The organism is Paenibacillus humicus NBRC 102415, from assembly GCF_004000905.1.
Taxonomy (GTDB): domain Bacteria; phylum Bacillota; class Bacilli; order Paenibacillales; family Paenibacillaceae; genus Paenibacillus_O; species Paenibacillus_O humicus.
Window position 1 is genome coordinate 17,861 of the sequence record NZ_BIMD01000015.1, and the last position, 24,337, is coordinate 42,197.

Annotated in this window: 20 protein-coding genes and 1 riboswitch; of the genes, 2 read left to right on the forward strand and 18 right to left on the reverse strand. The window is 59.9% G+C overall.

The features are described from left to right. Window positions 1–53: 53 nt before the first annotated feature. The 11 genes from PHU01S_RS11425 to liaF all read right to left on the reverse strand — a co-directional run bounded on the left by PHU01S_RS11425 (window position 54) and on the right by liaF (window position 12,785). A complete protein-coding gene (locus tag PHU01S_RS11425) occupies window positions 54–1,097 on the reverse strand; it encodes a glycosyltransferase family 2 protein (protein WP_084781389.1) in 1,044 nt (347 codons plus the stop codon). A 13-nt stretch (window positions 1,098–1,110) separates the two neighbouring features. Further along, on the reverse strand, window positions 1,111–3,513 hold the full coding sequence (locus tag PHU01S_RS11430; protein WP_127507688.1) for an ArnT family glycosyltransferase: 2,403 nt from the start codon (window positions 3,511–3,513) through the stop codon (window positions 1,111–1,113). Between the two features lie 171 nt (window positions 3,514–3,684). Continuing rightward, complete coding sequence (locus PHU01S_RS11435) at window positions 3,685–4,215, reverse strand: DUF2062 domain-containing protein (protein ID WP_021879082.1); 531 nt, start codon at window positions 4,213–4,215, stop codon at window positions 3,685–3,687. 13 nt (window positions 4,216–4,228) lie between these two features. After that, complete coding sequence (locus tag PHU01S_RS11440) at window positions 4,229–5,179, reverse strand: 4-hydroxy-3-methylbut-2-enyl diphosphate reductase (protein ID WP_048748716.1); 951 nt, start codon at window positions 5,177–5,179, stop codon at window positions 4,229–4,231. A gap of 64 nt (window positions 5,180–5,243) precedes the next feature. Beyond that, window positions 5,244–6,719 carry a sensor histidine kinase gene (locus PHU01S_RS11445; protein WP_048748715.1) on the reverse strand — a complete coding sequence of 492 codons (1,476 nt, stop codon included), beginning with the start codon at window positions 6,717–6,719 and terminating at the stop codon, window positions 5,244–5,246. Between the two features lie 2 nt (window positions 6,720–6,721). After that, window positions 6,722–7,417 (reverse strand): response regulator transcription factor, encoded by a 696-nt coding sequence (locus PHU01S_RS11450; protein WP_048748714.1) that lies wholly within the window; start codon window positions 7,415–7,417, stop codon window positions 6,722–6,724. Between the two features lie 162 nt (window positions 7,418–7,579). Then, window positions 7,580–9,175 carry a S1C family serine protease gene (locus PHU01S_RS11455; protein WP_049867930.1) on the reverse strand — a complete coding sequence of 532 codons (1,596 nt, stop codon included), beginning with the start codon at window positions 9,173–9,175 and terminating at the stop codon, window positions 7,580–7,582. Window positions 9,176–9,411: 236 nt separating this feature from the next. Next, a complete protein-coding gene (locus tag PHU01S_RS11460; protein ID WP_048748713.1) occupies window positions 9,412–9,831 on the reverse strand; it encodes a YugN family protein in 420 nt (139 codons plus the stop codon). Window positions 9,832–9,975: 144 nt separating this feature from the next. Beyond that, window positions 9,976–10,632 carry a response regulator gene (locus PHU01S_RS11465; protein WP_048748712.1) on the reverse strand — a complete coding sequence of 219 codons (657 nt, stop codon included), beginning with the start codon at window positions 10,630–10,632 and terminating at the stop codon, window positions 9,976–9,978. Beyond that, window positions 10,629–11,666, reverse strand: coding sequence for a sensor histidine kinase (locus PHU01S_RS11470; RefSeq protein WP_127507690.1), 1,038 nt, complete (start codon window positions 11,664–11,666; stop codon window positions 10,629–10,631). Before PHU01S_RS11470 ends, PHU01S_RS11465 begins: the two co-directional genes overlap by 4 nt. Window positions 11,667–11,675: 9 nt before the next feature. After that, window positions 11,676–12,785 (reverse strand): cell wall-active antibiotics response protein LiaF, encoded by a 1,110-nt coding sequence (gene liaF / locus PHU01S_RS11475; RefSeq protein WP_021881650.1) that lies wholly within the window; start codon window positions 12,783–12,785, stop codon window positions 11,676–11,678. A 424-nt stretch (window positions 12,786–13,209) separates the two neighbouring features. Here liaF and PHU01S_RS11480 point away from each other — a divergent pair, with 424 nt between their 5' ends. Beyond that, on the forward strand, window positions 13,210–13,668 hold the full coding sequence (locus PHU01S_RS11480) for an Lrp/AsnC family transcriptional regulator (protein ID WP_048748710.1): 459 nt from the start codon (window positions 13,210–13,212) through the stop codon (window positions 13,666–13,668). Window positions 13,669–13,686: 18 nt separating this feature from the next. Here the strand turns inward: PHU01S_RS11480 and PHU01S_RS26890 are convergent, their stop codons facing one another. The 3 genes from PHU01S_RS26890 to ytxC form a co-directional block, all read right to left on the reverse strand. Further along, the gene (locus PHU01S_RS26890; protein WP_269745992.1) at window positions 13,687–14,406 is read right to left on the reverse strand and encodes a 3D domain-containing protein; all 720 of its coding nucleotides are present in this window, start codon (window positions 14,404–14,406) and stop codon (window positions 13,687–13,689) included. 78 nt (window positions 14,407–14,484) lie between these two features. Then, entirely contained in the window at window positions 14,485–16,422 is a 1,938-nt protein-coding gene (gene thrS / locus PHU01S_RS11490; RefSeq protein WP_048749521.1) for a threonine--tRNA ligase, read from the reverse strand. Window positions 16,423–16,752: 330 nt separating this feature from the next. Further along, entirely contained in the window at window positions 16,753–17,694 is a 942-nt protein-coding gene (gene ytxC, locus PHU01S_RS11495; RefSeq protein ID WP_021880122.1) for a putative sporulation protein YtxC, read from the reverse strand. A 214-nt stretch (window positions 17,695–17,908) separates the two neighbouring features. On the opposite strand from ytxC, the gene PHU01S_RS11500 reads away from it, so the two are divergent. Then, the gene (locus PHU01S_RS11500) at window positions 17,909–19,018 is read left to right on the forward strand and encodes a GGDEF domain-containing protein (RefSeq protein WP_048749519.1); all 1,110 of its coding nucleotides are present in this window, start codon (window positions 17,909–17,911) and stop codon (window positions 19,016–19,018) included. Between the two features lie 209 nt (window positions 19,019–19,227). Here the strand turns inward: PHU01S_RS11500 and mqnC are convergent, their stop codons facing one another. From mqnC to metA, 4 genes are all read right to left on the reverse strand, one after another. Beyond that, the gene (gene mqnC, locus PHU01S_RS11505) at window positions 19,228–20,361 is read right to left on the reverse strand and encodes a cyclic dehypoxanthinyl futalosine synthase (RefSeq protein ID WP_049867935.1); all 1,134 of its coding nucleotides are present in this window, start codon (window positions 20,359–20,361) and stop codon (window positions 19,228–19,230) included. Window positions 20,362–20,701: 340 nt separating this feature from the next. Next, window positions 20,702–21,889 (reverse strand): trans-sulfuration enzyme family protein, encoded by a 1,188-nt coding sequence (locus tag PHU01S_RS11510; RefSeq protein ID WP_127507691.1) that lies wholly within the window; start codon window positions 21,887–21,889, stop codon window positions 20,702–20,704. Then, window positions 21,886–23,055, reverse strand: coding sequence for an aminotransferase class I/II-fold pyridoxal phosphate-dependent enzyme (locus tag PHU01S_RS11515; RefSeq protein WP_127507693.1), 1,170 nt, complete (start codon window positions 23,053–23,055; stop codon window positions 21,886–21,888). The genes PHU01S_RS11510 and PHU01S_RS11515 overlap by 4 nt, the downstream gene beginning before the upstream one ends. A 64-nt stretch (window positions 23,056–23,119) precedes the next feature. Next, the gene (gene metA / locus PHU01S_RS11520; protein ID WP_048749421.1) at window positions 23,120–24,037 is read right to left on the reverse strand and encodes a homoserine O-acetyltransferase MetA; all 918 of its coding nucleotides are present in this window, start codon (window positions 24,035–24,037) and stop codon (window positions 23,120–23,122) included. A 133-nt stretch (window positions 24,038–24,170) separates the two neighbouring features. Beyond that, window positions 24,171–24,288, reverse strand: a riboswitch (SAM riboswitch). Between the last annotated feature and the right edge of the window lie 49 nt (window positions 24,289–24,337).

The window sequence follows — 24,337 nt, forward strand, 5'->3', positions numbered from 1 at the left end:
AGCTTTCATCCTTCATGTTGGCGCAGAAGCGCAGCTCTGCTCTTGAGCGGCCGTCAGCGGCCCGTTGAGCTTCTCCGGCTCATTCCGACAGCCGGCGCACCCGGGTGGGAGAAGGCTTCGGGCCTCCTGGGTCCGGATGCTCCTCCGCCGCCTTCGCCGAAGACCGGGCGAGCTCTTGCTTCCCGCAGAATATAGAGCGGCCGCCCCTTGGCCTCCTCATAGATCCGCCCCACATACTCGCCGAGAACGCCAAGCATGGCAAGCACGAAGCCGTTGAACAGGAGCATGACCGCCATCATCGACGCCCAGCCCTTCATCGTGCCGGAGGTGAACAACGCCTGCCATAGAACGACGAGCAGATAGAAGAATCCCGTCGCCGACAGCAGCGCTCCCGCGTAACCCGCAATCTTCAGCGGCTTGGTCGAGAAGGAAGTAATCCCGTCCAGGCACAGCTTCACCATCCGCTTCAGCGGATATTTCGTCTCCCCGGCGAATCTCTCGTCGCGCTCGTACTCCAGCGCAGTCTGGCGGAAGCCGACCCAGCTGACAAGCCCTCGGACGAAGCGGCTGCTCTCGTGCAGGCGCTTCATCTGCTCCAGCACCTGGCGGTCCATCAGTCGGAAATCTCCGGTGTCGACCGGAATCGATATATCCGTCGATGCCCGCAGAACACGGTAGAACAGACTGGCGGACCACTTTTTGAACGCGGTCTCTCCGCTTCTGCTGACGCGCTTGGCATACACGACGTCGTAGCCTTCCCGCCACTTCTCCAGCATCGGGACAATCAGCTCGGGCGGATCCTGCAGATCCGCATCGATGATGACGACCGCCTCTCCGGCGGCATGGTCCATGCCGGCCGTGATCGCGATCTGATGGCCGAAGTTGCGCGAGAAATCAAGCAGCCGCACGGCGGAATCCTTGCGGGACCAATCCTCGATCATCGCCCCGGAAAGGTCGCGGCTGCCGTCGTTGACGAAGATCAGCTCGTAGCGGCAGCCGATGCCCTCCATCACGCTTTTCAGACGAAGATAGGTTTCCGGCAGCACCTCTTCTTCGTTGTACACGGGGATGACAACCGATACTTGAACCTGGCTCATGTTCCATGCCTCCCTAATCCAGAGTCACTTCGTATAGAACGGCGCTTCCGCGTCCAGGTCCGGCGCTGCCGGATGTCTCTCCCTCCGGACTTGCCGCCGGGGAACCGCCGTACTCGCTTGCGTCTACGGCCTTGCCATGCTCTTCGATCCAGGCATTGAGGTCGCTGCCGCCATCACGGCCGCCTGCTCCGCCCGATCCTCCGACGAGGAAATACTTCAGTTTGCCCGACTTCACCAGCTGCTCCAGCTTGGCGGAGTCATAGACCGGATCCGAGTTCTGGAAGCCGTGCAGGATGACGACCTTCTGCTTGGCCTCCACGATATAAGGAGCGGCTGTCCCGTAATCGGACACGGCGAGCAAATAATCGGTCGTCTGGTTTTGCTTCAAATAAGCGAGCAGCCCTTCGTTCAAGCTCTCGCTTCCTCCCATGCCGCCGGCTCCTCCCGGCATGCCCTGGAAGCCCCCGGCTTGACCCGGGAATCCTCCTCCGGCTCCTTGGAAGCCGGAGAAGCCCTCGCTCCCGCCGTCTCCCGCCGAACCGGGCTGGCCTTGCAAGCCTCCTTGCATTCCCCGCTGCCCGGAGGCATTCGGCCGTCCGCCTCGCTCCGATGCATTCGGCCATCCGCCCTGTCCTCCGTTCATCGCTTCCCATTGCCCGCCGGTCCTGGAGCCGGCTGCGGCAAATCCGCCCCTTCCGCCTCCCATGCCGTTCTGGCCGTCGGGGCCGGCTGCGGGGATCATCGAGTTCTGGCCGTACACGATCGGAGTCGCCGACCAGTAGGCGGGACCGATCAGCAGCACCGCGGCAGCCGCGGCGGCGGTCCATCGGACCGCAGCGCTGTTGTCGCGCGAATTCAGGACGGCGAGGATGAGCGCGGCGAGCAGTCCAAGCCCCGCGACGGCGAGCGACCAGCCTACGCCGATCGTGCTCTCGTAAGGACGCAGGATGTACCATTGGAACATCGAGGTCGCCGCGACGGCACCCGGCAGCAGATAGATCTGCCAGCCTCTTCCTTGTCGGTATTTCGCCCACATCTCGCTCCAGCCCGCCCCGAACAAAGCCGCTGCCGGAGGAGCGAGCATGATGAGGTAATAGGAGTGGAAGAAGCCGGCGATGCTGAAAAATCCGCCGACGGGAATAAGCCAGGCCAGCCAGAACAGCGTTTCCTTGTGCTTTTCCGTCATGGATTTCCGTCTCCATGTAGAGAGCAGCGCGACTGCCGCGATCAGGGCAAACGGCAGCAGCCAGCTCGCTTGGCCGGAGAGAGCCTGCTGGAACAAGCGGAGCGGCCCCTTCTCCCCGGTGCCGAACATGCCGCCAGCCCGGCCTCCATTGCCGCCGAAGCCTCCGGGAATGCCCGCCGCTCCTCCGGCCCGCTCGAAACGGCCGGAGCCGTCCCGCTGGCTTTGTCCGTCCGCGCCGTTGCGATCGCTTTGAGGCGGGCCGTCCTGTCCGGTCACTCCGGTTCCGTTTGGCGCTTGTCCGTCCTGCCCGGCGCCGCCTTCATTTCCCGGCAGCATTCCACCCTGGCCCTGGCTGCCTTCAGGCAGCGCGCCGTCCGGAGCCATTGCTCCCGGGAATCCTCCGGCTCCGCCCTGGCCTCCGGGGCTGCGGTCTCCCGTCAGCCGCGAAACGCCGTTGTAGCCGAAAGCGAGCTGCAGCACCGAATTGTCTGTGCTGCTCCCTATATAGGGCCGCTTGTCGGCCGGCACGGAATCTACGATTGCCGCCCAGGATACGGATACGGCCAGCATGAGAACCGTCGCTCCAGCCAGCACCGTCAGCTTCTTTTTCCAAGGGAAGCGTACCGCCAGCAGATAGAGCAGATAAAAAGCCGGCAGGACCATGTACGCCTGGAGCATCTTCATGTTGAATGCCGCTCCGATCAGGGCGAAGGAAGCCAGCAGGCTGCCCGTCCGCTGCCCTCGTACTCCTCGCAGCAGAAACCAAGCCGCCAGCAGGAGCGTGAAGACGAGCATCGCGTCGATATTGTTCGTTCTCGCCACCGCGACGCCGACCGGCGCGAGCGCCATCCCGAAGGCTGCGATGCGCGCGGCGGCGAGTCCGAAGGAAGGCTTCACGAGCAGGTAGACGAGCAGCACCGAGCCGATTCCAGCCAGCGCTTGCGGCAAAATGACGCTCCAGCCATGCAAGCCGAATACATACGCGAACGCCGTCTGGATCCAGAAGGCAAGCGGGGGTTTGTCCACCGTCACCGAGCCGGCGGAGTCCAGCGAGCCGTAGAAGAAGTTATGCCAGCTCTGCAGCATGCTGCCTACCGCAGTCGTGTAATACGTATTGGCGTAGGTTTCCTTCCCTATCCCGTACAGGTTCAAAAAAGCGGACGCCAGCATGGCGGCGGCCAGCACCAGATCCAGCCGCCTGCCGGATCCTGCCCTCTCCCTGATCTTCATCTCTATCTCCACTCCTCTATCGGGTCATGGGCTCATTGTAAGTCGCCAAAATGAACCTTAAATGAACGACCTTCCCGATCGTAGAAATAGAACGAAACTGGGCGGACAGAAAAAAGCGCTTCTTCTATGTAATAGAAGAAACGCTTGAAATCTGCCGTATGGGGTAATGAATCATTCCGATACCGTACGGGTCGGCGGGAGAACCCGGCGCAGCCTGCGCTTCTCCTTGCGCCGCGCCGCATAATACCGCAGCAGGGCACGGACGGGGAAGAACAGCAGGGCGCCCAGCCAAATGCCGTCGATGACGCCGCCTACAATCAGCTTGAAGTTGAGAAGCAGGAACCGGTTGACCTCCGCCCCGACAAACGGAATGTCGAACACGAGATGTGTCGGGAGCACCCATCCGCCGACCTTGTTGTGGAGATAAGCGAACGGCAGATAGATGACCTTCCCGATGACGAATCCGATCAGAGCCCCCGCGAGGCTGCCGCGCAGCATATAGATCAGAGGGAAGATCAGGAAAAATGCCAGCCCGTACGTGGGCAGCGTGAACATTTCACAGAACAAGCCGATCGAGAAGCCCATCGCCACGAAGGACGGACCGCCAGGAGCCCTCAGCAGCTGTATGAATTTGTACCGGATCCAGCGTCCGATCCGAGCAGACATCGGCCTCGGTTTGGATTTTGCTATATTGCCAGCCATCTTCCTACCCTCTTTATGCGCCCGACTTGGTCTTGATCTTGGGAAGCAGCTTCTTCATGTCGACCGTACGCTTCAATTCCCAGGTGGAAGCATCCTTCTCGTCGTAACGTTCCAGAAAATCGACGACCTCGCGCGTAAGCGGCGTCGGCGTGGAAGCGCCGGATGTCACCGATACGCGCTGCTTGCCTTGCAGCCATTCCAGCTTGAGCTCCGACAAGTCGGCGATCCGATAAGCCGGCACCCCGGATATCTCCTCCGATACCTGGGCAAGACGGTTGGAGTTGTTGCTCCGCGGATCGCCGACGACGATCGTCAGCTCGGCCTGCCCGGCCTGATCGGCCACCGCCTCCTGGCGAACCTGCGTAGCCAGGCAAATCTCGTTGTGGATCTCGGCCGCAGGGTACTTCTCCAGCAGCTTCGCGATGAGATGCCGGATATCCCACTGGGACATCGTCGTCTGATTCGTGATGAGAATCCGGTCTCCGGGTACATCCAGCACCTCGATGTCCGCTTCTCTCTCGATGAGATGCACGAAATCGGGAGCGACCCCGACCGCGCCTTCCGGCTCCGGATGGCCCTTTTTGCCGATATAGATGATATGGTAGCCCTCTGCGGTCTTCTCGGAGATGAGATCATGCGTCTTCGTCACGTCCGGACAGGTCGCATCGACGACCGTCAGCCCCTTCTCCTTGGCGCGGCGCCGCACCTCCGGCGACACTCCGTGCGCGGTGAAGATGACCGTCCCCTTCTCCACCTGCTCGAGAATTTCCAAGCGGTTCTCCCCGTCGAGCGTAATGATGCCTTCTTCCTTGAATGCCTCCGTCACATGGCCGTTGTGAACGATCATGCCCAGAATGTATATAGGACGCGGCAGATCCAGGTTGCGAGCCGTCTGAAGAGCCAGCACCATGGCATCCACGACGCCGTAGCAATAGCCGCGCGGCGAAATCTTGACCACTTCCATCGAAATACCTGCTTTCCCGGCCGGCTTGAACTATCCGGTACGGCCGCACTGTATTCATTATACTCTATTCGACATGCACAGAAAAGGCGATAGGCAGCCAAACCGTAAACGTCGTTCCCGCTCCCGGAATCGTCCGCACCTCGACGGAGCCTTCATGCTCGTCGATGATCCACTTCGCGATGGACAGTCCGAGCCCGGTGCCGCTTGTAATTCCGCGCGATTCGTCTGCGCGGTAGAACCGCTCGAAGATATGGGGAACCTGCTCGGGCTCCATGCCGAGGCCGGTATCCTGGATAATGATGCCTGCCTGGGCGCCGCTGACGACGGCCCTCAGCATGACGCTGCCTTCCGGCGTGTACTTGAACGCGTTCTCGATGAAGATGAAGAGCAGCTGGCGCAAATAATCCTCGTTGCCGAGGACGCCGACTCCCTCCAGGGAAGAAAGATCCCCCGGCTTCCAGCTTGCCGTGCGCGGCAGCATGGAAGCGCGCCGCACGACATCCTCGACGACCGCAGTCAGCTCCACCGGCTTCTTCTCCATGACGAAGCCCGCGTCGGCCCGCGCCAGGGCGAGCAGATCGTTGACGAGCCGGCTCATCCGCCGCGCCTCGTCCCCGATATCCCTCATCGCCTCGCGGGACATTTCCTGGCGCATCGCTTCATGCTCGGAAACCTCGGGGATGCGGTTCGTACCGTCTTCGAGAGCCGGCTTCCAGATTTTTTCGAGCAGATCGATATTGCCGCGGATCGTCGTCAGCGGCGTACGCAGCTCATGGGAGGCGTCGGAGACGAATCGGCGCTGCGCGTCGTAAGCTTCGTCCAGCTCGTTGTAGGCCAGCTCCATGCGTCCTAACATCCCGTTCAGCGTATCGGTCAGCTTGCCAAGCTCGTCGTTCGGACCATTCCAGGCGATGCGCATGCTGAGGTCGGAGCCCTTCTCGATCTGCTCCGCAGCCTGGATGACGATCTCGATCGGGCGCAGCGACTGGCGGGCCATCAGCATCCCGACGGTGAAAGCGACGACGAGGCCGATCAGCGAGGTGAAGACGAGAATCGTGCGGAGCTGCTGCAGCGAATTGTCCTGGACATTAATAAGATACCCCACTTGCAGCAGTCCCACGACCTTGGAGCTCATGTCCACAATCGGCCACTGGTAGACGTAAAAGGGATAGCCATTGACATTGGTTTTGGCGAACCGGGCTTTTTCGGCAACAAGCGCAGGATCCTTCTCAAAGGGAAAAAGAAGATGGTACTGTTCCATTTCCGCAGAAAGCCTGTAGGTTCCCGCACGGTAATCAACAATTTGGATGTAGGACTTTTCCTGCTGCAGAGAGGAAGGCTTCACCCGCAGCTGCCCGGGATCCAAGATGCTGTATTGCTGAATCTGGTTGCTCAAATCCTTCCCTTGGGCTTCCAGCTTGTTCTTCACGTCGGAATAGGCCTTATAGCTCTGGAAAGCATAAACCGTCCCCCCCATGACGATGAGGATGACGGCAAGAATCGCGCTGTAGGTAAGCGTAAGCTTGAATCGGATGGACACTTCTAGCTCACTCCTCCGCGGAGGACGTAACCGGTGCCCCGTACCGTCTGGATCAGGCGGCTGTCCGTACCGGCATCCTCGGTTTTCTGCCGCAGCATGGCGATATAGACTTCCAGCACGTTCGACTCCCCGCTGTAATCGTAGCCCCAGATCTTGTCCATGATGGAGTCGCGGGTAAGGACTCGCTTCGGATTCTGCATGAACAGGTGGAGCAGGTCGAATTCCTTGGCGGTCAGCTCGATGCGGCGTCCGCCGCGCATCGCTTCGCGGGAATCCAGGTCGAGAATGAGATTTTCGAAGGACAGCCGGTTGCCCGGCTCCTCCAGCTTGTCCGGCTTGCGGCGCAGCAGCGCGCGCACCCGCGCGAGCAGCTCCTCGAGCGCGAACGGCTTCACCAGATAATCGTCCGCGCCGAGATCGAGCCCCTTCACGCGGTCATGGATATCGTCCTTGGCGGTCAGCATCAGGATCGGCACGGCGCTGCCGCCTTCCCTGACGCGCCTGCATACTTCCCAGCCGTCCACCTGCGGCATCATGACATCAAGGATCAGCAGCTGCGGATCGGCTCCGAGCAGCGCCTTCAGCCCTTCCAGCCCGTTGCCGGCCGTCGTGACCTCGTATCCCTCGAACGCCAGGCTGCGGCGCAGCATGGATGTAATCTTCTCGTCATCGTCTACCACCACGATATGCGGTCTCATGGCCCAGCTCCCCTCGCTTGCTCGTTGATTCTATCCTACCTCAGCCGGCGGCGAATTGAAAACCGCAGCCGGTCCGTCCCGCTTCCCCGGCGGGGCGGACATAACAGGAGCGCAGGCGTGACTACGCCTGCGCTCCGGAACAACCGGACATTCGCCGTACGGTTATTCGACGTTGTACTTGCTCTTGTCGCCGATCTCGATCGTGATGTCCATCTTCTTGCCGTTGCGGATGACGTTCATCGTCACCTTGTCGCCGACTTTTTTCTTCTGGATGACCGCGATCAGATCTTCCTTCGTTTTGTACTTCGTTCCGTCCATGCCGGTGATGACGTCATACTGCTGCAGGCCCGCCTTGTAGGCCGGAGCATTGAACGTCGTTTCCCGGACGATGGAGCCTTCCGTGCTGCTGAGGCCGAGCTCCTGCTTCATCTGGTCCGTGATGTCAGCCAGCGTCGCGCCGATGAACGGGCTTGGAGCCGAGCTTTGGCCGGCCTTCAGCTGATCCACGACTTCCTTGATCGTGCTCGTCGGAATCGCGAAGCCGATGCCCTGCGAGTCCGCGCTGATGGCGGTATTGATGCCGATGACTTCGCCGTTCATGTTGATCAGCGGACCGCCGGAGTTGCCGGGGTTGATGGAGGCGTCCGTCTGCAGCAGATGCTGGTAGTTCCGAGCGGTGCCGCCGGATTCCGAAGCGACCTGGATCGTACGCTCGCGGGCGCTGAGCACGCCTACCGTAACGGAATGATCGAAGCCGTTCGGGTTGCCGATAGCGACGAGCCAGTCGCCGATGCTGCTGGCTTCGGAGTCGCCGAGCGGCAGCGTCGGGAAGTCCTTGCCGTCCTGCGGCTCTACCTTGAGCACGGCGAGATCGAGATCCTTGCGGGCTCCGAGCAGCTTCGCTTCCAGCTCCTTGGTCGTGCCCTGCACCTTGACCTTGATCTGCTGCGCGCCGTCGATGACGTGCTGGTTCGTCAGAATATAGCCGTCCTTCTCGAAGAAGAATCCGGAGCCGAGCCCCGTCTCCTGCAGCTCTCCGCCCTGCTGGCCGCGGCTGCTGCCGCCTCCTCCGAACTGGTCGCCGAAGAACTGGCGGAAGAACGGATCGCTGTCGAGGCCGCCGCCGTAAGAGCTGCTGGCGTTGCTGTAGGTCGTGATCAGGACGACCGCCGGCGAAGCTTTTTCCGATATTTGCGAGATGTTCATCGGACGGGTCGTGTCGGCCGCCGTGGAAACCTTGCTGGCAGCCGCCGTGTTGTCTCCTTGGCCCGATACGACGCCCGAAGAGGTCAGCGCCTGTCCCTTCGTGAACCAGTCGTTCTCATCCGACGCCCACATCAGTCCGCCGACAGCGATTACGCCGGCGAGGAAGGAAACCGCCGCGGTGCGGAAGCCTCCTCCGCGCCGCTTGCCGCCGCTTCCGCCGCCGGTCTGCCATTCGCCCTTGCCTGCATGGGCGGCCGGTACGAACGGGCGCAGCTGGCGGGGAGGCGTCACGACGACCTCGCGCGAATGACCCTCCTGCGGGCGCTCCTCGGAAGCGCCGTAGCTCCCGGAAGGCTGCCCTTCCCGGCGCGGTTCCTGCCGATCCGGCTGTCCTTGGCGGAAGGGGCCGTAAGAATAGTAGTACGAGGAGCCTTCCTGGCGCTCGCCGCCGGAGTTGTCCGGCGAATCCTGTTTTGCGCGCTCCTCGTTTTTCTTGTTCTCTTCGTCCCAGAATCCGTCGAACCGGCCGTTGCCATTGCGATTGTCTTCCATCGAAAATTCCTCCTCGATTCTATGAAATGAGCTCCCTCATCCTCCCCGCGGGAGGCGCCGGACTGCCTGCGGAAGTGGCTTGCCCGCGGCCATGCACGTCCGTGGAACCAGCGTGGAATGGTTATGTGTCTATCTTGCACAATCTACCTTAAAAGAAACTGAAAAAGGGCATAAGACAAAATAAAAAACCTTTGATTCCGCCGGAACGGGTCAAAGGCCTTGCCCAAAAGATAGATTCAGCGGGGAACGTTGAGCTGCTCCTCGGTGTCGCCAAGCACCTGCCTGGCTTTCTCCACCCATTCCGGGGCGACGTCGGCATCCGGGTCGACGGGAGCCTGGAACTGGTCGAACAGCGCGCCTACCGTGCGCATCTTCGCTTCCGGATCGTTGCCTTCCCGGTACAGATGGCGAAGCACGTACGGAGTGGTCAGCTTGATAGAGGCGTCGTTGTCCTCGGTCTGGTCGTCCACGTTGCCGCGCAGCACGTCGAACGGCAAGCGCAGCCATACCTTGTTCTTTTCGTCCAGATTCAAGTCGAAGGATCCGTTGCCGTAATCCCAATTACCTCCCAGCACGAAGCCCTGCTTATCCAGCACGCGCTTGATCTGTACGAAGTCATGCTCGGTCGATTCCAATGGGGATGCGATCTCAATCATGGATATCTCTCCTTGTCAGCTTCGATATGGTCAGCATTCCCTGCCGGATCGGGCGTTATGTGCCGGAAAACGGCCGGACGGCCGCGTTTTCGTCCCGAACCCTTCCGCATGCCGTGCTTCCGTCCGAATCCAACCGCTGGCCGATCAGGATTTGACCCATCCTTTGCGATGGGCATAGACCGCCAGCTGCGTCCGGTCCTCGACCTCGCATTTCATCAGCAGGTTGCTTACATGTGTCTTAACCGTTTTGATGCTGATATGAAGCTCTTCGGCGATTTCCTTGTTGGCCTGGCCTTCCGCGACGAGAAGCAGCACTTCCTTCTCCCGCTCCGTCAATCCCTCGTCGACGATCTGCGCGGAGCGCTGGCGAAGCCCGCGGGTGAGCGCCTGCGAGACATCCGCCGTCATGACGGGCATGCCCCGCAGCGCGCCGCTGAGCGCATAGATGAGCTCCTCGGAGCTGACGGTCTTGAGCACGTAGCTGACCGCTCCGGCCTCGACGGCCGCGACGACTTTCTCATCCTCCAGGAAGCTGGTCAGAAGCACGACTTTTACGGATGGAAAATTCTCCGTGATGCGGCGCGTCGCCTCTACGCCGTCTATGCCCGGCATCATCAAGTCCATCAGGACGAGATGAGGAAGCTCCTCCATTCCGTCCAGCAGGCGCAGCGCTTCCTCGCCGCTGCCCGCTTCCGCGACCACCTCGAATTTGGGCTCCAGCATCAAATAAGTCCTCAAGCCAGTACGGACCATGTCATGGTCGTCCACGATCATGATCCGGCAGCATTCGGTTCCCGTCATTGTTCTCCCCGCTCCTCTGTTCCGTATTTCGGCAGCGACACGCGGATCCGCGTGCCTCCTCCCGGCTTGCTGATAATGGCCGCATCGCCGCCCAGCTGCATCGCTCGCTCCTGCATCGTCGAGAGGCCGTAGGAGCCCGGGCGGACCTGGTCCGCCCGGAAGCCCTGGCCGTCGTCCTGCAGCACCAAGGTCAGGCTGCTCGGCGTATCCGACAACGACAGCGTGACGCTGCCGGCCCCCGCGTGCTTCACGACGTTGGCCATCGCTTCCTGGACGATCAGGAACAGCTGATGCTCCTTGGCCTCGGAAACCGCTTCCTCCACCCTCCAGTCGAGGACGCCTTGCAGCCCGTTCTGCCTGCAGTAATCCGGGAACCAGCGCGCCAGCGCATCCTCGAGCGAGCGGCCCTCCAGCTCCAGCGGCCGCAGCTGCGCGATAAAACCTCTCATCTGCTTCTGAGCGTGGGAGGACATCGTGATGAGCTGTTTCATGACTTCGCCGGCCCGCTCGGGACTGATCTCGAGCAGCTTGGGCAGGGAAGAGGCCGACATATGAATGGCGAACAGCTGCTGGCTGACGGTATCATGCAGGTCCCGCGCCAGCCGCTTGCGCTCCTCCAGAACGGCTTCTTCATTAGAAGCCGCCAGCTGCAGCACGCGGATCTCGTTCTGCCGCTGCATGACCTGGAGCTTCCTTTCCAGCGTTTCGGCCATGAGGTTGAACTCGTGGTAAGCTCCCGCCAGCGAATATCCTTCCCCCTCCGGCAGACGAGCCGCCAGATTGCCGCTCGCAGCCTGCTTGAGCGCCAGATGCACGGCGTCGATGCGGTTCTGCTGACGCTTGCCGATCCAATATCCGAGGCCGATGCTCACAATCAGGCACAGAAGCGTCCCCGTCAGCCACAGCTGTCCGGGAGACGCTTCGTGCATCCATCCATGCTTGATCCAGTACATGACACACCATGGCACGACCGTGCTGAGCACGAAGAACGATATCAGCTCCAGCCTGCCGCTTCTAAGCAGCTTTACGACCATGTCCCGACCTCACCCAACCTTCGTCACCCGGACATCTCCGATAAATGTGCTGCACACCAGCTTGATCTTGCGTTCCGATTCGCGGAAGCTCGGGCTCTGCGTATCCGAATGCTGGAACATCCCGCCTTCCTTGCGTCCAAGCACCTTGGAATCGCCGATGAAGGCGCTGGATACGACCTGGATGCCGACATCCGAATCGGCGGGAAGGAATACTTTCACATCTCCGATGAAAGAGCTGATCGTAATTTTCGTCTCTCCCATCGGAATGTTCGCGCGAGTCAGATCCAGCACGGTGTCTCCGATGAAATGGGAGATGTTGAGCGGAACGAGATCCCAGTAATCATGGCCCAGATGGATATCCCCGATGAAGTTGGAGCGTGTCTGGGCGTTGGGATCGGTGTTCCACCATTCCGTTCGGCCATGATTGTGCCTGCTGCGTCCATGCCCGTGATGGCGCCGGTGCGCATTCCGGTATTCGCGCCTCGCCTGTTTGAATTCATGCTTGGCCCGCTTCCAGTCCATCGGCTGGCCCGGCTCGGGCGTCCACGCGGATTCCCGCTCATCGTATCTGCCTCCGGCATTGCCGGCCGAGGGCTGAGCGCCGCCGTATGCCGACTGTCCTTTCTTCCCGTCCTTTCCGCCATCTCCCGGCCTTCCGGGTCCTGCTTCCGGATGCAGCGGGTCCGGATGCAGCGGAGGAGCCGGGGGAACGGGGCCTTGATAGGAAGTATACGAGGTCCATTCCCCGTCGTCTTCCGGTTCTTCAGGACGCTGCCGCCGGCCGCCGCGCGAGAAAACCATCCTCAGTCCGAACACGATGGCCACGACCGGGAGCAGAAACTGCGCCGCGTCGCCGAACGACCAATACGAAAATCCCATGTTGCGCCCCAGCATCACGAGTCCGAACAGCACCATCGCCGCGCCGGCCCAGAGCGATCCTCCCGAGAACAGCGTGGACAGCCCCATTAAGAGCGGAACAAGCGGCCAATACCGGCTGATGAACCCTCCGATGTCCAGATGCTGGAAGCCGAGCAATCCCATCTGGTGCAGGATGAACAAGCCGCCGACTGCCGTTATGGCCAGTCCTCCGAGGACTCGGCATATATGGGTTTGTTTCATGCGATCGACATCTCCTTGCCGTTGTCATCTGCTTTCGTGTCCTCATTATAACGTGCCGAACTGCATGGAGGTAGAGTCTGACGGTTGATTCCCTTCTCCGTCTGCAGACGGAGGCAAGCACTAAATAAAGGAAACAAAAATAGCCGCTGCCGCGAGCGAAGAGGCGGCAAGCGGCAGCGGAAACAAGGACGGCATTCAAAAACGGCTTTTAATCTAACATGCATATAACATTTATTTCATTCCTAAATGGAAAGAATCTGGATTCACCGTATTCATATCCGCGGAATTGCAGCGATTTAATTACGTAAAGCGTCAAATCAGTGGGGCAAGCTTGCTGTTCGAAATCAAAAAATGACTATTCAATGTCGAATGATTATGTTATGTTTATTAACACGAGATCAGCTTGCGAAAGGAGTCTGCTTCAATGAAACTCCCCCATTTGGACGATATCGATCAACAGATTGTACAGCTGCTCCTAGAGAACGGAAGGATGCCCTACGCCAAGATCGGGGAAACGCTGAGCCTCTCTCGCGTCGCCATCCAGAAGAGAGTCGAATCCCTGCTGGAGAGCGGCGTGCTTGAGCATTTCACGGTCCGCGTCAACGTGGCCAAGCTTGGCCGTACGGTATCCGCCTTCTTCGAGGTCCAGGTCGAGCCGCGCTGCGTCGACACCGTCGGACAGCAGCTGTCGGAGGAGATGCAGGTCGTCAACATCTATCAGATGACCGGCTCCAGCACGCTGCATGTCCACGCCCTGCTGCGGGACGAGAATGAGCTCGAGAAGTTTTTGTACGACAAGCTTTACGTTCTGGAAGGGGTTGTCAATGTTCAGACCCAGCTCATGATCCGCAAGTTCAAATCCGCCAGCGGCCTTGACGTATAAGGCCGGCCGGCGGTTTTTTCATAGCTTGATTTTCTTCGGCTCCTGCACGCCGCCCGCTTTCACCGTTTCATTCAGCCGGTTCAGCATGCGCTGGTCGAGCTTGCCGGAGCCATATCGGATCACCTGCACCGTGACCTGTTTCTTTCCCCACTCCTTGTAGACCTGGCGGGTCGTGTCGAAGTAAAGGTCGATCCGCTTGCCTTTGATCTTGGAGCCGGTGTCCGCTACGACCCCATAGCCGTATCCGGGTATGAAGAGCAGCGTCCCTATCGGAAGCACCTTCGTGTCCGCGGCGATCGTCGACACCTGCCCCCGCTTGACCTTGACGCCTGAACGGGTAATGCCGTAAAGCGGATGTCCGGGCCTTTTGCCGGTCGATTCGATTCCGGCCGTATAACCTGTCGCCAGCACCGAGATGCTCTTGACCGGGGCAAGCCCGTCCTGCTGCGGCTGCTCCGGCGCGGACGAGGCGGCGTCCGGCATCCCAGGCGGTGCGACAGCCGGCAGCGGCGGAGAAGCCGGCTTGTCCGCCGCCTTCGGATCGGGCCGACGTACGCCGGCCCGCTTGGGAACGGGACGTTTTTCAGCATCGGTTCTCTGCTCCAGCTTGCGGAGAGCGGCATCGGACTCCGAATCGGCTATGACCGTCACGCGGCCGGAGTCGAGGACGAGGGCGACAATCGCGGCAACAACGAGAAGATAGATGGATTTTCGGTACAACAAAAAGCCTGTGGGCATAGTCAGTAATCTCCCCTTTAAACGGAGGTTACCCACTGCCCGCAGGCCTTATTCAGTTTTTGTCGAATTTCGCTTCAACTAAACGGTTTTTTTGGCGATCTCCTCTGCCAGCTCCGCTGCAAGCTCGGTTACCGGCTTCGCTCCGATGTCCCCTTCTCCGCGCTTGCGCACCGAGACGGTTCCGGCTCCGGCTTCATTCTCGCCGACGATCAGCATGTAAGGAATCTTCTCGAGCTGCGCCTCGCGGATCTTGTAGCCGAGCTTCTCGTTGCGCAGGTCGCTCTCTGCGCGGATGCCTGCCGCAAGCAGCTGCTCCTCGACTTGGCGGGCGTAGCCTTCGTACACCTGGGATACCGGAATGACGCGTGCTTGCTGAGGGCTCAGCCATAGCGGCAGGGCGCCGGCGAAATTCTCCAGCAGGAAAGCGGTCATGCGCTCCATCGTGCTGATGATGCCGCGGTGGATGACGACCGGACGGTGCTTCTTGCCGTCCTCGCCCACGTACTCAAGCTCAAAGCGTTCCGGAAGCAGGAAGTCGAGCTGAGCGGTAGAGAGCGTCTCCTCCTTGCCGAGAGCCGTCTTGATCTGCACGTCGAGCTTCGGACCGTAAAACGCCGCTTCTCCCTCCGCCTCGAAGAACGGCAAGCCGAGCTCCTCGACGACCTCGCGCAGCATGCGCTGGGACATTTCCCACATCTCGTCGTTCTGGAAGTACTTCTCCGTATCCTGCGGATCCCGGTAGCTGAGACGGAAGCGGTATTCCTTGATGCCGAAGTCTTCGTATACCTTGCGGATCAGGTTGACGACACGCGCGAATTCTTCCTTGATCTGATCGGGACGGCAGAAAATATGCGCGTCGTTCAAAGTCATGGCCCGAACGCGATGCAGTCCCGTCAAGGCGCCGGACATTTCGTAGCGGTGCATCGTGCCGAGCTCCGCTACGCGGATCGGCAGATCGCGGTAGCTGCGCATGTCGCTCTTGAACACCATCATATGATGAGGACAGTTCATCGGACGCAGCACGAGCTCCTCGTTGTCCATGACCATCTTGGGGAACATGTCCTCGCTGTAGTGCTCCCAATGCCCGCTCGTTTTGTACAGCTCGACATTGGCCAGCACCGGCGTATAGACATGCTGGTAACCGAGCTTTTCTTCGAGGTCGACGATGTAGCGCTCCAGCGTGCGGCGCACGCGGGCGCCGTTAGGCAGCCAGATCGGCAAGCCTTGGCCGACTTCCTTGGAGAACGTGAACATCTTCAGCTCGCGGCCGAGCTTGCGGTGGTCGCGCTTCTTGGCTTCCTCGAGCAGATGGAGATGCTCGTCCAGCTGCGCCTTCTTCGGAAATGCGGTGCCGTAGATCCGCTGCAGCATCTTGTTCTTGGAATCGCCGCGCCAGTAGGCTCCGGCAACGCTCAGCAGCTTGAACGCCTTGATCTTGCCCGTGGACGGCAAATGCGGCCCGCGGCACAGATCGAAGAACTCGCCCTGGTCGTAGATGGTGATGACCGAGCCTTCCGGAAGATCGCGGATCAGCTCCAGCTTGAGCGGGTCCTCCATCTTCTCGAACGTCGCCAGAGCCTCTTCGCGGCTGACTTCGCGGCGGCGGATCGGAATATCTTCCTTGATGATCCGCTCCATCTCCTTCTCGATCTTTTCCAGATCCTCAGGGGTAATGGATTGCTCCAGATCGATATCGTAATAGAAGCCGTCCTCGATGACGGGACCGATGCCCAGCTTGACCGTCTTTTCTCCATAGATTCGCTTGATCGCTTGAGCCATCAGATGGGCTGTGCTGTGACGGTATACCTCTAGTCCGTCCGCCGAATCGAGCGTGACGATTTCGACCAGCGATCCGTCCTTGATCTCCGTGTTCAGATCCACGACTTTTCCGTCCAGCTTGCCCGCCACCGCGTTTTTCCGCAGTCCGGAGCTGATGGATCCCGCTACGTCCTCGATCGTCGCTCCCGGCTCGTAAGCACGGACCGCGCCGTCGGGAAGCTTGATTTCAATTGCCATTGTCATGCCGCCTCCTGAGTTATAAATAGGATCATAAGGACGCAAAAAAGCACTGCGTCCCGCAAAGGGACGAGTGCTGTACGTTCAGACCCGTGGTTCCACCCTAATTCAACGCCGAGGCGTTCTCTGGGATCCTATAACGGGGATTAGGCCGGCATCACTTACTTTCCGGACGTGCCGGGTTCCATCATGCAGCTTCGAAGGGGTACGGCCGCTTGCGCCTGCGTTAGGAATTTTCAGCCCGGGATTCCTATCTCTGGGACGCGCGTCAAACGCCGCATGTCTTCATCAATGCTTTGACCACATTATATAGAAGCGGGACGTTGCCCGTCAAGGCTCTCCGGCGCCCAAAGCCTGGGAGTTCCCGCCGATTCCGCAATCGCGGCAGCCCGGACATACTTCGGCGCGCTGCTCGAAAATGGCCTGGATCGTACGGATGACCTGATGATCCGGAGTCGGGGTATGGATGCGGATCGAGGCCGGCGCCGCCGTAATCAGGCTGCTCAGGACCATATCCTCCACATTGAGCTCGGCATCCACCAGCTCGGCGATGGCGCGGTCCTCGGAGCGGGTGTCCAGCGGCAGGAAATCCGCGTCCAGAAGCTGGATTTCCTGTCCGTCATCCTGGACGACATGGACCAGCTTGCGGCGGCTCGGCTGCACCGCCACGAAATATTTGAGCAGGGAAATGAATTCCTGATACTGCTTATCCATGACGTATTCCTCGACCGCATACTCCGCCGCTTCCCGCAGCTCCTGCCAATAGCCCTGCAGCCTGAACGTCACGAACCCCTGGAGGTTGAGGCGCGTATTCTCCGCAAGGAAGCCTTCCAGCTCGGCGGCCACTCTGGCCTCCCGCTGCCCGCGGCTGCCCGCCTCTCCTCCAGCGAGCGGTTGCGGCTCCTCGATCTGCCACTGCTCCCCGGACAGGACCAGCCTGCAGCACTGCTCTATAGTAGCGATCTCTTCATCGCCGGTATAATGAAATTGCTTGCGGATGATCGTGCGGATGAGCACCGGCTCGTAACGCTCGACGATGTAGCCCGACAGCCTGGCTGCGGCCTGCGCATAGACAAGCCCTCCGTGCTCGGAGAGAGAGAATCCGGGCAGCCGGGCCGTGCAGATCAGCCTGCGGCCGGACGCTCCCGGCGTCCAGTCCCACAATCGCTCCGCATCTTCCGCCAAGCCGGAGCTTGCCCCGTTCAGCTCGCGGCACAAGGCCTCGCCGCGGTCTTCTTCCTCCGCGATGAGATCCACTACAAGCAGCTCCATGCGCGCTCAACCCCTTTCCTTCCCTTTAGTATATGCCGGGCATGGTCGGATATTCGGCGGGAAGGAGGGCAAAAGGCCTGGAATAAGCATTTTCCGAAGGAGGAAAAAGGTGGTTCTGCGGACATTTTCTATTCATAATGAGGATTGGATTGGCGATCTTTTCATGGTATATTGATTAACGTGTAACCAAGCTTGCATGCTGGAGTGACTCTATTTGGACGATCAATTGCTGGACTTCACCCGAGCGCGCTGGAACCGGATGCTGATGAACGGATTCTGGTGCCTGCTCGGTCTAATGATCTTATTCGAATTCTTGTATCTGGCCTTCATCACTCCGCTTGCTTCGGGAATCTTCTTCAAGAAATACATTCTGCTTCCAACCGTGCTCCATCTTTCCGTGCTGGTCGGGGCAGAGTTTGCTATCCGCTATTTGTCTGAGAGACTGCGCGATTATTCGCTGCTGGTCGCTTCCGCTCTCATGACCTTCATCATCGTTGAAATCAATATCGAAGTGAACTATATCGTCATTGCGCTATTTCTGCCCGTGCTGGTATCCATTTTTTATTTCTCCTCCAAAAAACTCGTTTTTGCCGACGTCCTTTGCCTGCTGTCCCTGTTCTGCCTCTACTTCTTCAACGACAACCTCGATATCTCCCTGGTCGGCATGCTTTCCATTACGGCCATGATGGGGGCATTCAGCCTTGTGGCCTGGGGGGTCATTACGAGAGGCAAGGAAATGCGCCAGTATTACATCCATACATCGCGCTTCAACCAGGAGCTGATGGTCAAGAATACGATCATGGACAAGCTGGCCAAGACGGACGCGCTTACGGAACTGTACAACCATATTACGTTTCATGAATACCTCGACAAGCTGATCGACCACCATGATGTCAGCGGAATGCCGCTGCAGCTTGCCTTGATCGACATCGATAATTTCAAGAGCGTCAACGATCAGTTCGGCCATCGGGCCGGCGATCTCGTCCTGAAGAAAGTATCGGAGATCGTCCGCGCCCAGGCCGGCATGAACGATTTCGTCGCCCGTTACGGCGGCGAGGAGCTTGCCGTCATCTTTACGGACCGGGCCGCAGAGAAGTCCCTTCATATTTTGGAGGCGATGCAGACCAAGATTTCTTCGGCCGTATACGACAAGCTTGGTACCCGCCGCATTACGGTGAGCATCGGTTTCTCCTCTTATGCGGACGAAGGCAAGGAGAATTTCTTTGCCCGAACCGACAAAGCCCTCTATGCCGCCAAATCCTCCGGCAAAAACCGCATCATCATCGCGGAAGAAGCCGAAGTGGCTCAAGCAAGCTTTTCTTGAATGACCCTACAGCCCTGTTGCCGCCCGAAAGGCGGCATGGGGCTGTTTTTTCAGCTTGAAAAAAGGATGCCTGGCGGCAGCCCCAAGTTCATCCGTTCCCGAGGCTCCTCCTCTTGGCAGCTCCGAATCCGCGCCCATACCAAAAAAGACGCCGGTCACCTGAGAACCGCTCCGAGCGATTCACCGGGACTAGCGTCTGAATCAACCAATTAGTTCTGCATGACGAAGTCGCGTTCAGCGTGCTCCCCGTCGTGGAAGACACGAAGAATGTCGTAGCGCGTATTGCGCTGAGCAGGAATCTTGCCCGCCTCCCGGATATACTGGAGAATGAGCTCGATGTTGACCTTGTGGGTCGTGCCCGCCGCGGACACGACGTTCTCCTCCAGCATCGTGCTGCCGAAGTCGTTGACTCCGTACGAGAGCGACTGCTTGCCGATCTCCGGCCCCATCGTCACCCAGCTCGCCTGCATGTTCGGGATGTTGTCCAGCATGATCCGGTTGATGGCCACCATTTTGAGGTATTCTTCCGGCTTGGATTTCTCCCGCTTGAGGTTCGTATTGTCCGGCTGGAACGGCCACGTAATGAAGGCCAGGAAGCCGGGAGAAGGATATCCGAGCGCCTTGCACTCGTCCTGCGCTTCGCGGACGCGAAGCATATGCAGGGCCCGCTCCTCCATCGATTCCCCGAATCCGTACACCATCGTCGCCGTCGTGTTCATGCCGTTGCGCCAAGCCGCCTTCATCGTATCCATCCAGTCGGTCCAGGAGCCCTTCAGGCGGCTGATCTTGCGGCGGGTGCGGTCGTCCAGAATCTCGCCGCCGCCGCCCGGCAAGGAATCGAGTCCCGCCTCATGCAGTTTCAGCAGCGTCTCGTCCAGCGACAAGCCGGAGAGCACCTTCATCTTCTGGATTTCCGCCGGCGAGAAGCTGTGCATGGTCACTTCAGGGAAACGGTCCTTGATCTTGCGCAGAATATCGAGATAGTACTGGAAAGGCAGATCGGGGTTGACCCCTCCCTGCATCAGAATCTCGTCGCCGCCGACATCGACCGTCTCCTGGATTTTCTGCAGGATCGTCTCGTCCGGCAGCACATAGCCTTCCTTCGAGCCCGGAGGGCGGTAGAAGGCGCAGAAACGGCAGTATACGTCGCAAATATTGGTGTAATTGATGTTGCGTCCGATGTTGAACGTCACGATCGGCTCGGGATGCCTGCGCACCATGAGCTCATTTGCGACTCGTCCCATTTTCTCGATTTCGTCCGATTCCAGAAGCACGATGCAGTCCTCGAGACTGATTCTCTCTCCCTGCAGCGCCTTATCCAGCACGCGGTCCACTTGTTGCATCCGGCAGCCTCCTCTATGCAAGCCAGGTCGTTCCCGGCCGTAATTGTTCCCGATTTCACAAAGTACGTTCCTATTTTCACAACCTAATCCTAACATGAACTAGGCCCCATCGTCACTCTCCAAAAAGACGATGAATCTCCAGCTACGGTGAGAAGAAGAAGCTAAAAACCGGCTTGCAGCCTCAAGAACGCTCCACATCGCCTCTCAAGGGCGTTTTGGACCGTTCCCAAATCGGCCCGGCTGTGCCAATAAAGCTCAGAGTCCACTTCTTATCTGCATACCGATTTATTGAGAAGCCGTAAAAAGAGCACCGCCGAAAGCGGCGGTGCCGAAGCTCCGGTCAAGCTTCCCGAAGCGCTTCTTCGAGATCCTCGATCAAGTCGTCGATATGCTCCAGCCCGACCGAATAGCGCAGCAGGCCGTCGCCGATGCCCCGCTGCGCCCGCACCTCGGGAGGCATGGCCGCATGCGACATCATCGCCGGATAAGAGAGAATGCTCTCCACGCCGCCAAGGCTGACGGCGACGATCGGCAGACGCACCTTGCTGAGCACTTCCTTGGCCCTCGCCGCGCTGCCGGTGTCGAACGACACGACCGCTCCATAGCCGAGCGACTGGCGCTCATGGACTTGGCGGCCCGGATGATCCGGCAGCCCCGGATAATACACGCGGCCGACGCCCGGATGCCGGGACAGCCAGTCCGCCAGTCTCCGCGCGCTGTTCTCGCTCTGGTCCATCCGCGCCTGCAGCGTCTTCATGCCCCGCATGAGCAGCCAGGCCTCCTGCGGAGCCAGAACCGCGCCAAGGCCGTTCTGGAGGGCGTAGAGGCGCTTGCCGAGCTCCTCGTCGGACGTCACCGCGAGGCCCGCCAGCACGTCGCTGTGGCCGCCCAGGAACTTCGTGGCGCTGTGCAGCACGATATCGACGCCAAGCTCCAGCGGGCGCTGGTGGTATGGGCTCATGAAGGTGTTGTCCACCATCGTCAGCAAACCGTGTTCCTTCGCCCATGACGCCACGGCGGCGATATCCGTAATCTTGAGCGTCGGATTGGACGGAGTTTCCATGAAGACGACGCGGGTATTCGGCTTCAGCGCCGCCTTCACCGCGCCCAGATCCGTCATGTCCACGAACGTCGTCTCGATGTTCATTCGGCTGAGAACCGTCGTCAGGAAGCGATAGGTGCCTCCATAGACGTCTTCCGTCACGATGGCATGATCTCCCGCCGACAGCAGCAGGAAGGCGGTCGAGATGGCCGCCATGCCGGAGGCGAAGGCGAAGCCGCGGGCGCCTCCCTCCAGCAGCGCGATCGCTTCCTCGACGGCCGCGCGGGTCGGATTGCCCGAGCGGCTGTAGTCATGCCTGGGCGGGTTGTAGATGTCGTGGTGATGGAACGTCGACGCCTGCACGATGGGCGTGCTGGAGGCGCCCGTGAACTCGTCCACCTCGGAGCCGAAGTGGATCAGCTTCGTGGCAAAGCGCCGCTTGTCCGCGGCGCGCCCGTTCTCCGACTGCTTGCCCTGTCCGCTCATGCCTGCACACCGCCTTCGATCTCGGTCCGCGCGGCTTCCAGAGCCTGCCCGAGATCATCGATGAGATCATCCGCATGCTCGATGCCGACCGAGAAGCGCAGCAGCCGGTCGTCCACGCCTACCGCGCGGCGGATCTCCTCCGGAATGTCCGCATGCGTCTGGACGGCCGGGTACGTCATCAGCGACTCGACGCCGCCGAGGCTTTCGGCGAAGGCGATGAGCCTGATATGGCGCAAAATCGGCTCGACGTAGCGGGCATCCTTGACTTTGAAGGAGAAAATGCCCGTGTTGCCGGAGGACTGCCGGTTCTGGATCTCATGGCCGGGGTGATCCTTGAGGCCCGGATAGAACACTTCCGCGACAGCGGGATGCCCTTGAAGATATTCCGCCAGCCGCGTGGCGTTGTATTGATGGCGCTCCATGCGCAGGGCGAGCGTCTTCATGCCTCTCATCAGCAGCCAGGAATCCTGGGGCCCGAGCACCGCCCCGATGGAGTTGTGCAGAATGCCCATTTCCTTCGACAGCTCCTCGCCCTTGGTGACGATGAGTCCGGCGAGGACGTCGTTGTGTCCGCCCAGATACTTGGTCGCGCTGTGGATGACGATATCCGCGCCGAGCTCCAGCGGGCGCTGGAAGAACGGCGTCAGCAGCGTATTGTCCACGATCGTCAGCAGGCCCTTGTCCTTGGCCCAGCCGCATACCGCCTTGATGTCCGTCACCATCATGAGCGGATTGGTAGGCGTCTCGATCAGCACCGCCTTCGTCTCCGGACGGCGCAGCTTCTCCATCCCCTCGATATCGTTCGTATCGATGTAGGAGGTTGTGACGCCGAAGCGGGACATGATCCGCTCCAGCAGCCTGTAGGTGCCGCCATACAGGTCGAGGGAGACGATGAGATGATCCCCTTGGCTGAACATGGCGAAGATCGTCTGCAGGGCGGCCATGCCGGAGCTGCAGGCGAACGCGGCGTCGCCGGATTCGAGCTCTGCGGCGGCTTCCTCCAGGACGCTGCGGGTCGGGCTCTTGGTGCGGGCGTAGTCGAATCCGGTGCTCTGGCCGAGGCGCGGGTGCCGGTAGGCGGTCGCTTGGTAGATGGGATAGCTGATCGATCCGGTGACCGGCTCTTCGATGGATCCGATTTGGGCAAGGCGGCTTTCGATCTTCATGGGCTGCTGGCTCCTTCGCTTCAATAAAGTAGGATGAATGGGTTCGAACGGCCGGATTCCGGACTTATATATGGGCTCCGAGATCAAACGGCGTCTGCTGGTAGACGTAGTAGTTCAGCCAGTTGGAGTACAGCAGGTTGGCATGCGCCCTCCAGGTGGACAGAGGCTTGCGGGACGGATCGTCGCCGGGATAATAGTTGACCGGCAGGGCGATCTCCATGCCTTTGGCGACGTCGCGGTCGTATTCGTACTTGAGCGTCTCCGGATCGTATTCGGAATGGCCGGTGACGAAAATCTGGCGCCCGTCCTTGGAAGCGACGAGGTATACGCCGGCATCCGGCGATTCCGACAGGATGTCGAGATCGGCTATGCCCTCGATATCCTCGCGGCGGACCTCCGTGTGGCGCGACTGCGGCACGAAGAACAGCTCGTCGAAGCCGCGCAGCAGGTTGACGCCGCGCTTCTCCACCGTGTGCGGAAACACGCCGAAGATCTTCCGGTCCAGATCGTACTTGGGCACGCCGTAATGATGGTACAGGCCGGCCTGGGAGGCCCAACAGATATGGAATGTCGAAGTCACGTGGCTGCGGCTCCAGTCCATGATGTCCTTGAGCTCTTCCCAGTAGTTCACATCCTCGAATGCCATCTGCTCCACCGGAGCGCCGGTGATGACCATGCCGTCGAAATAGAGATGGGCGATCTCGTCGAACGTCTTGTAGAACGATTGCAGATGGTCCGACGACGTATTCTTGGACGTATGCGTGCGCGGATGCAGCAGGACGGCCTCCACCTGCAGCGGCGTATTGCCGATGAGGCGGAGCAGCTGCGTCTCCGTCGTTTCCTTGTTCGGCATCAGGTTGAGGATTGCGATCCGCAGCGGGCGGATATCCTGATGGTAGGCGACGCTTTCGTCCATGACGAATATATTCTCTTCCGCCAGAACCTCCTTGGCGGGCAAATGGTCGGGTACTTTGATCGGCATGCCTGTCACTCCTTTTTCATGAATTGGACGGTATCGCAGGGGTCGGGGCCACAGGCGCCGCTGCATGCAAAAAGACCCCTTCTCGCGCTTGAGAAAGGGTCGCAGGGTCGTATCGACGGAAACACATGCGCCTCTCTCATCTCCCAGACACGCCGCTGCCGCACGCGCATCCGCAAGAATTAGCACCGTGCGTTCGCACGCCGGTTGCCGGGCTTCATCGGGCTGGTCCCTCCGCCTACTCTTGATAAGAAAGTATCGATATTCAATTTGGCCATTCGGCTTCTGTACCTACAATACTGG

Coding starts and splice junctions, on each gene's coding strand:
- PHU01S_RS11425 (WP_084781389.1), bottom strand. CDS start 1,097: ATGAGCCAGGTTCAAGTATCGGTTGTCATCCCCGTGTACAACGAAGAA.
- PHU01S_RS11430 (WP_127507688.1), bottom strand. CDS start 3,513: ATGAAGATCAGGGAGAGGGCAGGATCCGGCAGGCGGCTGGATCTGGTG.
- PHU01S_RS11435 (WP_021879082.1), bottom strand. CDS start 4,215: ATGGCTGGCAATATAGCAAAATCCAAACCGAGGCCGATGTCTGCTCGG.
- PHU01S_RS11440 (WP_048748716.1), bottom strand. CDS start 5,179: ATGGAAGTGGTCAAGATTTCGCCGCGCGGCTATTGCTACGGCGTCGTG.
- PHU01S_RS11450 (WP_048748714.1), bottom strand. CDS start 7,417: ATGAGACCGCATATCGTGGTGGTAGACGATGACGAGAAGATTACATCC.
- PHU01S_RS11455 (WP_049867930.1), bottom strand. CDS start 9,175: ATGGAAGACAATCGCAATGGCAACGGCCGGTTCGACGGATTCTGGGAC.
- PHU01S_RS11460 (WP_048748713.1), bottom strand. CDS start 9,831: ATGATTGAGATCGCATCCCCATTGGAATCGACCGAGCATGACTTCGTA.
- PHU01S_RS11465 (WP_048748712.1), bottom strand. CDS start 10,632: ATGACGGGAACCGAATGCTGCCGGATCATGATCGTGGACGACCATGAC.
- PHU01S_RS11470 (WP_127507690.1), bottom strand. CDS start 11,666: ATGGTCGTAAAGCTGCTTAGAAGCGGCAGGCTGGAGCTGATATCGTTC.
- liaF (WP_021881650.1), bottom strand. CDS start 12,785: ATGAAACAAACCCATATATGCCGAGTCCTCGGAGGACTGGCCATAACG.
- PHU01S_RS11480 (WP_048748710.1), top strand. CDS start 13,210: ATGAAACTCCCCCATTTGGACGATATCGATCAACAGATTGTACAGCTG.
- PHU01S_RS26890 (WP_269745992.1), bottom strand. CDS start 14,406: ATGCCCACAGGCTTTTTGTTGTACCGAAAATCCATCTATCTTCTCGTT.
- thrS (WP_048749521.1), bottom strand. CDS start 16,422: ATGGCAATTGAAATCAAGCTTCCCGACGGCGCGGTCCGTGCTTACGAG.
- ytxC (WP_021880122.1), bottom strand. CDS start 17,694: ATGGAGCTGCTTGTAGTGGATCTCATCGCGGAGGAAGAAGACCGCGGC.
- mqnC (WP_049867935.1), bottom strand. CDS start 20,361: ATGCAACAAGTGGACCGCGTGCTGGATAAGGCGCTGCAGGGAGAGAGA.
- PHU01S_RS11510 (WP_127507691.1), bottom strand. CDS start 21,889: ATGAGCGGACAGGGCAAGCAGTCGGAGAACGGGCGCGCCGCGGACAAG.
- PHU01S_RS11515 (WP_127507693.1), bottom strand. CDS start 23,055: ATGAAGATCGAAAGCCGCCTTGCCCAAATCGGATCCATCGAAGAGCCG.
- metA (WP_048749421.1), bottom strand. CDS start 24,037: ATGCCGATCAAAGTACCCGACCATTTGCCCGCCAAGGAGGTTCTGGCG.